The organism is Mesorhizobium sp. M7A.F.Ca.US.005.03.2.1 (assembly GCF_003997795.1).
GTDB lineage: Bacteria > Pseudomonadota > Alphaproteobacteria > Rhizobiales > Rhizobiaceae > Mesorhizobium > Mesorhizobium ciceri.
In genome coordinates this window covers 1-6238 of sequence record NZ_RZRP01000352.1, presented here as the reverse complement: position 1 = coordinate 6238, position 6238 = coordinate 1, and the positions used below count along the sequence as shown (strand labels likewise).

Genomic DNA, 6238 nt, shown 5'->3' with positions numbered 1-6238 from the left:
GTAGAGGATGACGCTGCGCCCGGCTTGCAGACTGGCACGGCCGCTTGCCGTTACGCGCGCGATCACCTGCTGTGAGGCCTCCGAAACCAGATCGACGGGATCGACCTCGATGCCGTCGAAACCGTCGGTCAGGGCATGCCGGATCTGCCGTTCGGTGGTCGGCGAGCAACTGCCCGACACGACGGCTATCCGCTCGGCTGCGCCCGGTAGCGTGAAGCCATGTCCGGCGCTGACGATGCCATTCGACGCCCATTCGGCCAGCAATGCATACTCGATCCCGGATGAGCCGACGACAAAAGAGCCGCCGGGCTCGCGAACGCGCCAGATCTCCTTGCCGGCCAGAGCCTGCGTTTCCAGATTGTCGATATCGACAAGCACGATAGCGGTGCCGTTTCCGGTCAGGCGATCGAACGCCGCCGACCGCGACGCGGACTGCAACGTCGCAAGATCGATCAGCCCGGAGCTCAGCGCCGTCTGCCGCGACAGATGGATCAGCAGATCGGACTCATCCATTGGCGTCGTCGGGTGACGGCTCATCACCGGGTGGCGATCAATGCGGAAATATTGGTCGCGATAGGCCGCGAACAGATGGCCGAAAGCGGTATAGCGCTTGAGCTGCGGCGCGCCGACCAGCAGCGGCACGCTATCCTGCGCGAACACCGAGCGGCCGACCTCGATGGCTCGGCCGATGCTGCCGATCGTCGGGCTGGAATCGAAGGTCGAGCAGACCTTGTAGTGGCAAATCTCGGCGTTAAGCGTCTTCAGCCAGGCGAAGGCATCGCGCAGATGCGTGTCCATCCATTGCGGCGTCTCACTGCGGCTGGTGCCGGCCAGCCCTATCGCCCGGCAATGGCCAAACCGGGACAGCAGGGCCGCGTCCGGCTGGCGCATGAACAGCACGGTCGGCACGCCACCGAGCTCGAGCGCCTCCATGACATCGGTCGAGCCGGTCAGGTCGTCGCCATAATAGCTGAGAAGCAGGTCCTGCATCGTCTCAGGCTGCCTTGCCGTCGCCGAATTTTTCGATCGACCGCGCCAGTTCGGGATGGTTCAAGGCGAAGTCGGCCAGCGGAATGCCGTCGACCGCCGCTTGCCAGGCTTGCTGCACGGCACGTACGCCGGCGCCCGGTCCGTCCGGATGGCTGACGATGCCGCCGCCGCAGAGATAGAGAAGATCCACGGTCCGGCCGGTTCGTGCATATGTCTCGGGCGCCTGACCGCCCCACTGGCCGGAACCTGCCACCGGTAATGCGCAGTCCCCAGGCGAAAAGATCGGCGTCGTCACCGCCTTGAAGGATTCGACGAAAGAGTCATCCGGCTCCCAGTATTTCGAGGCGATGCCGTTGATCTGGAACTGGTCGACGCCGAGCAGTCGCCAGAATTGCTGCCAGACCTTGAAGTCCATGCCGAGGCCGGGGTGACGGGTGAGGATGTCCCAGCCGTTGCGATGAGCATGCAGCACCAGGCCGGAGCGTTTTCTCAGGAATGCCATGCCGCCAAAGCCGATCGAATTGATGTTGATAACAGCACAATTGCCGCCGGCCTTCGCCACCAGATCGTGGTTGCGCATCATCTCGTCCGGATCGGCGTGCGAAATGCCGAAGGCATACATCACCTTCTTCCCGGTCTTCTGCTCGTGATCGAGGATCAGCGGCATGATTGCCTTCACCCGTTCCGACAGGGGCGAATAGGCCGGGCTCATCAGCTTCTCGTCATCCTTGATGAAGTCGACGCCGGCGGCGATCAGTTCCGCCACCATTGCCGCCGTCTCGTGCGGCCGCAATCCCAGCGCCGGCTTGACGATCGTGCCGATGATCGGGCGGTCAGTCACATTGGTCAGCCGGCGGCTGCCGGCGACACCGAACTGTGGGCCGGGATGTGCCCCGCGATACTCCTCCGGCAATTTCATGTCGACGACGCGAATCCCGGTAAGGCCCTTGATCGAATAGGTGCCGCCGATGGCAATCGTCATCAGCGCCGAAAGGTCGGTGCCGATGGCATCGAACGGAAAGGCGATGTTGACATCGGCGCGCCTGAACGGCCCCTTACCGTCATTGGGAAGCGACGGCCCCTCGGCATCGGGCAGAGGCCGAATCGCCAGCACACGCGCCGCCACCCGGGCCTTCAGTTCCTCGGTCTCGCCGGGCAGCGCTACGAAGGTGCCGGTGGACTGATCGCTGGCGATCTTGGCCGCCAGCGCTTCGATGCTTCCAGGCGTTTCGATGCGGTAGGTGAGGGTGATCATGGTCCGCTGTCTCAAGCCGAGGCGTTCGAAAAAGGTTCACTGGTGTTTCAAATCTGGTATAATGAGTACATAAGTATTGCAAGTCATATCCGGCAGCGGGATCGACAGACGGCAATTCCGGGAATTGTGGCGGCAGTGTTAGATAGGGCCGGGTCAAGGGAGTGATTCGCGGCGATGAACCGTTCGGAACCGATTGTCCGGCGCAAGCTTTCCGATGAGGTCTTCTTGCGGCTGAAGCGCCTGATCACCAGCGGCGAGCTGATGCCAGGCGACGACATGCCCTCGGAGCGCGAGCTGATGGAGCGCTTCGAGGTCGGCCGCCCCGCGATCCGCGAGGCGATGCAGGCGCTGAGCAATATGGGGCTGGTTGCGATCTCGCATGGCGAACGCGCCAAGGTGCTGCAACTCACCGCCAAGTCGATCATCAAGCAGGTCGACGGCGCCGCCAAGATCATCCTGTCGTCATCGAAAGACACGCTGGAGCACCTAAAGACCGCGCGCATCTTCTTCGAGCGCGGTATGGTCAGGGAAGCCGCCGAAAAGGCCACCGCCGAGGATGTGCTGCGGCTGCGGGCCACCGTTGCCGAACAGCGCGGCTTTCGCGGCGATTCCGAAGCCTTCATCTCCGCCGACATGAAGTTCCATACACAGATCGCCGCGATCTCCGGCAACCCGATCTATGTCGCCGTCAGCGAGGCGATGCTCGGCTGGCTGAAGGAATACCACACCGAAATGCTGATCTGGACCGGCAAGGAAAAGTTCACGCTCACCGAGCACGAAGAGATCATAGGCCGCATTGAACTGAAGGATGCGGACGGCGCCGAGAAGGCGATGATCAAGCATCTAGAACGCTCGCGCGCGCTCTACGTGATGAACTCCGAAAAATAACGTCAGTCGATCCGGACGATCTCGTAAGGCGTCATCACGAGATGGCCTCGGCCAAAAGCTGAAATGTCGACCTGCACGTCGTCCGCCGTCAGGTTCGCCAGCCACACGACAGTGTCGCCCGAGGCCGAGCGTCCAGCCAGCGCCAGCACCTTGGTCTCATCGCTCGTCCTTGCCGCCACATGCGCAAGGCCGGCCAGTTCGCAAAGCCCCTTGATGGCTCTGAAGAGCGGCCGGGGCGATCCTTCCGCGACGGGTTCTCCGGATGACGCCAGCACGCCGAACGGTCCGGTGAAGCTGGAGAGCGTGAGCTGTTCCAGCCCAGCGGCTGCGACGCGCGCGGCATAGCCGACCGTCCAAGCCGCCGCGAACTGGCCGGCATGGCGCGGATCGCTGTCGGCCATGGCAATGCGCTGTCCCCCGGGATTGGGTTTGGTCGCTCCGCCATAAGGGTTCTGCCGCATGGCAATCGTCGATGGTCCGATCCGGTAGGGTTTTGCCCCGAAGATTGCCCGTGCCGATTGGGTGATGAAAGGCAGCGCCTCCAGTGACTGCATGACGCTGAGATCGTCGGCGGCATGCACGATCGGGCAAGTGCAGTGGGTGACGAAATCGAGCTGGTCTGCCGGCACGCGCTTGCGGTTGAGTTCGGTGAAATAGCTGAACATGCCGCCGCCGAGGCGGATACCGGGGAATGCCCGCCGCGCTGCCGCATAAACGTCGTCGAGCGGCGGGCATTCCGGCCACGCGCTGCCCGGCGGCGTCGACTGCCGATCGACCGACGGCGACACGGCAATGGCCGAGAGTTTCAGCCCGGCCCGGCGAACCAGGTCGGCGACGCCGGACAGCTCGGCGTCAAGATCGCCAGCGCAGGCAACTATGCATTCGAGGGTTGTTTCGGCTGCGTAGGCAGTTGCGAGCCGGGCGAAAGCGCGCAAGGCATCGAGGCCGTGGCCGCGCGTCGGATCGTAGTGAAACAGCAGCTGTTGTGGGCCGAGTGCCGCCAGCGTGGAGAGGTTCGCCAGCGCCGTCTCGACATCCTCGGGATAGATGATCACGCCGACATCGGGCAGCCTTGCTCCCGCCTCGCCGAGTTCGACTCTGACCGGTTCGCTGGCCACTGCGGCAGCCGGCGCTTTGCCTTCACCTGCGATGCGCAGGCTGATCGTCTGGCGCAGGGGCTGGCCGGCAGGCAGCACATACGGCCACGGCAGCACCAGCGGCCGCACATAGGTCTTGTAGGAGGCGTCCGACCAGTTGCGCTGGTCCTCCATTTCGAAAGTATCGCCTTCCATCCGGCACTCAGCGGTGACACCAGGCCGAATCTGATGGGAGATGGCGCGGATATCCTTGAAAGGCTGCCAGGGGTCGATCAGCTGGGGAAGTTTCGTCGCCACCACGCTGCCGTCTGTGTGCTCGACCATGACCGGGCTACCGGCGAGGTCGGCGATCGGGTGCAGGATACAGAAGCCGCAGCGGTTGGTTTCGAAATCGTTTTCGGGAAGGGCGCTGACGTCGAAGACCAGACGGCCGTCGGCAGAGCCTTTGATGGTGGCGCGGAAGCCGAGCCGGTTTCCATCGGGGGCCAGGCAGCTTGCCGAATAGCTGACCGAAAAAGCGTCGGCACCCTGCTCGATCACCAGGTCCATCAAATTTGGCTCATAGGTGCCCCAGTCGCGGTCACGCACGATATAGGCGATGGCGCGTAGCACTTCGGTGCCGCCATGCCGAATGGTGCGCAGATTGCCGTTGACGAAGTCGGCGCTGAGCGCGCCTGCGCTGAGCCTGACCGGCTCGGCCTCGACCACGCGCGTGCCGTAAAGGAGGAAGGTATCGGCGGTCATTTCACCGAGGCGTCGAGTTGCACCGGTTGCCGGCTCGCGGCCCCAGCATAGGCGGCCTCGACCAGCGCGAACGTCTTGAGATTGTCCGCGCCCGAGGTCGCCGGTTGTACGCCCTTTGCCAGGCAGTCTACCCAGTGCTGCTGGATGGCGACGACGCTTTCCTGGATGTTGTGCCAGGGCCGCGACGCCCAGGCCAGCAGCGGCGGCGAGACGTCGGTGACGGCCGTGCCGCTCTTGCCGGTGACGGTCAGCCGGTATCCCTGCGCCAGCCGGATCGTGCCGTCGCTGCCATCGATCTCGATCAGCGTTTCGGGAAACGGCTCGGTGGCGAGCTTGGTCGCGTAGCTGCAGTCGACCACGGAGGTTGCGCCGCTCTTGTGGTCCATCAGCATGGTCGCCACATCCTCGCCCGCAATGGCGGGATTGATGCGGGCGATTCGTGTCGTGATGGTCGAGACGTCGCCGAGCAGGAAACGGGCGATATCGAGGATATGGATACCGAGGTCCTCGATGATGAAGCGCTTTCCCGTCGCCAGATAGGGCTGACCGGAAAACACGTCATAGGCCGAGCGGAAGGAGATACGCCCGAAGAAGGGTGTGCCGATCTCGCCGCTATCGAGCACGGTCTGCACCGCCTGGATAGGTGACTGCCAGCGAAAATTCTCATGCACCATCAGCGGAACGCCGGCTTCCGCGCATGCCTTGACCATCGCCTTTGCCTCGGCAAGCGTCGGCGCGAACGGCTTCTGGCAGACCACCGGTACGCGGTGGGCGGCCGCCATTTCGACAAGCGGACGATGGCTGGGCGCGGTGGTGGCGATGTCGACGAAATCCAGGCTTTCGCCGGCAAAAAGGTCCGCCGCATCGGTATAGCGCTTCGCAATGCCGAACTGGCCACCGACGATCCGCAACCGTTCCGGGTCACGGTCGCAGATGGCGATGATCGAGGCGCCCGCTATGTCGCGCCAGGCATGCATCTGGTTGACGGCAAAGAAGCCGCAGCCGATCAGCGCTCCCCGCAGTTCCGCCATGCTCAGCCTGCCTTTGCCATCTGCATCAAGGTGACACGTTGCTGAAGCCGGCGCTGTGCCTGGTCGACGACGACGGCGACGATGATGACGAGGCCCTTGATCACCATCTGCCAGAACGAACTCACGCCCATCATCACCAACCCGTCCGAAAGGATGCCGATGACGAAGGCGCCGACGATGGTGCCGCCGATCGTACCGCGGCCGCCCGACATCGAAGTGCCGCCAAGCACTGT

General features: G+C 63.7%; 5 protein-coding genes and 1 pseudogene. 1 reads left to right on the top strand and 5 read right to left on the bottom strand.

What is annotated here, in order from left to right; genetic code table 11:
• The coding region (locus tag EN991_RS19645; protein ID WP_164769206.1) for a four-carbon acid sugar kinase family protein at positions 1-990 on the bottom strand (990 nt) is incomplete at its 3' end.
• 4 nt (positions 991-994) lie between these two features.
• The gene (oiaX, locus tag EN991_RS19640; RefSeq protein ID WP_127369351.1) at positions 995-2245 is read right to left on the bottom strand and encodes a 3-oxo-isoapionate-4-phosphate decarboxylase OiaX; all 1251 of its coding nucleotides are present in this window, start codon (positions 2243-2245) and stop codon (positions 995-997) included.
• Between the two features lie 174 nt (positions 2246-2419).
• Between oiaX and EN991_RS19635 the strand changes: the two genes are divergently transcribed.
• Positions 2420-3133, top strand: coding sequence for a transcriptional regulator NanR (locus EN991_RS19635; RefSeq protein WP_127369350.1), 714 nt, complete (start codon positions 2420-2422; stop codon positions 3131-3133).
• A 2-nt stretch (positions 3134-3135) separates the two neighbouring features.
• Here EN991_RS19635 and EN991_RS19630 read toward each other — a convergent pair whose 3' ends face one another.
• From EN991_RS19630 to EN991_RS19620, 3 genes and pseudogenes are all read right to left on the bottom strand, one after another.
• Positions 3136-4974 (bottom strand): hypothetical protein, encoded by a 1839-nt coding sequence (locus EN991_RS19630; RefSeq protein ID WP_127369349.1) that lies wholly within the window; start codon positions 4972-4974, stop codon positions 3136-3138.
• Entirely contained in the window at positions 4971-6005 is a 1035-nt protein-coding gene (locus tag EN991_RS19625; protein WP_127369348.1) for a Gfo/Idh/MocA family oxidoreductase, read from the bottom strand. The genes EN991_RS19630 and EN991_RS19625 overlap by 4 nt, the downstream gene beginning before the upstream one ends.
• Before the next feature lie 2 nt (positions 6006-6007).
• A pseudogene (locus tag EN991_RS19620) lies at positions 6008-6238 on the bottom strand (ABC transporter permease); the annotation flags it as partial.

Bases quoted from the DNA above. Each gene is read 5' to 3' on its own strand.
- EN991_RS19625 (WP_127369348.1), bottom strand. From the start codon at position 6,005: ATGGCGGAACTGCGGGGAGCGCTGATCGGCTGCGGCTTCTTTGCCGTC.
- EN991_RS19630 (WP_127369349.1), bottom strand. From the start codon at position 4,974: ATGACCGCCGATACCTTCCTCCTTTACGGCACGCGCGTGGTCGAGGCC.
- oiaX (WP_127369351.1), bottom strand. From the start codon at position 2,245: ATGATCACCCTCACCTACCGCATCGAAACGCCTGGAAGCATCGAAGCG.
- EN991_RS19635 (WP_127369350.1), top strand. From the start codon at position 2,420: ATGAACCGTTCGGAACCGATTGTCCGGCGCAAGCTTTCCGATGAGGTC.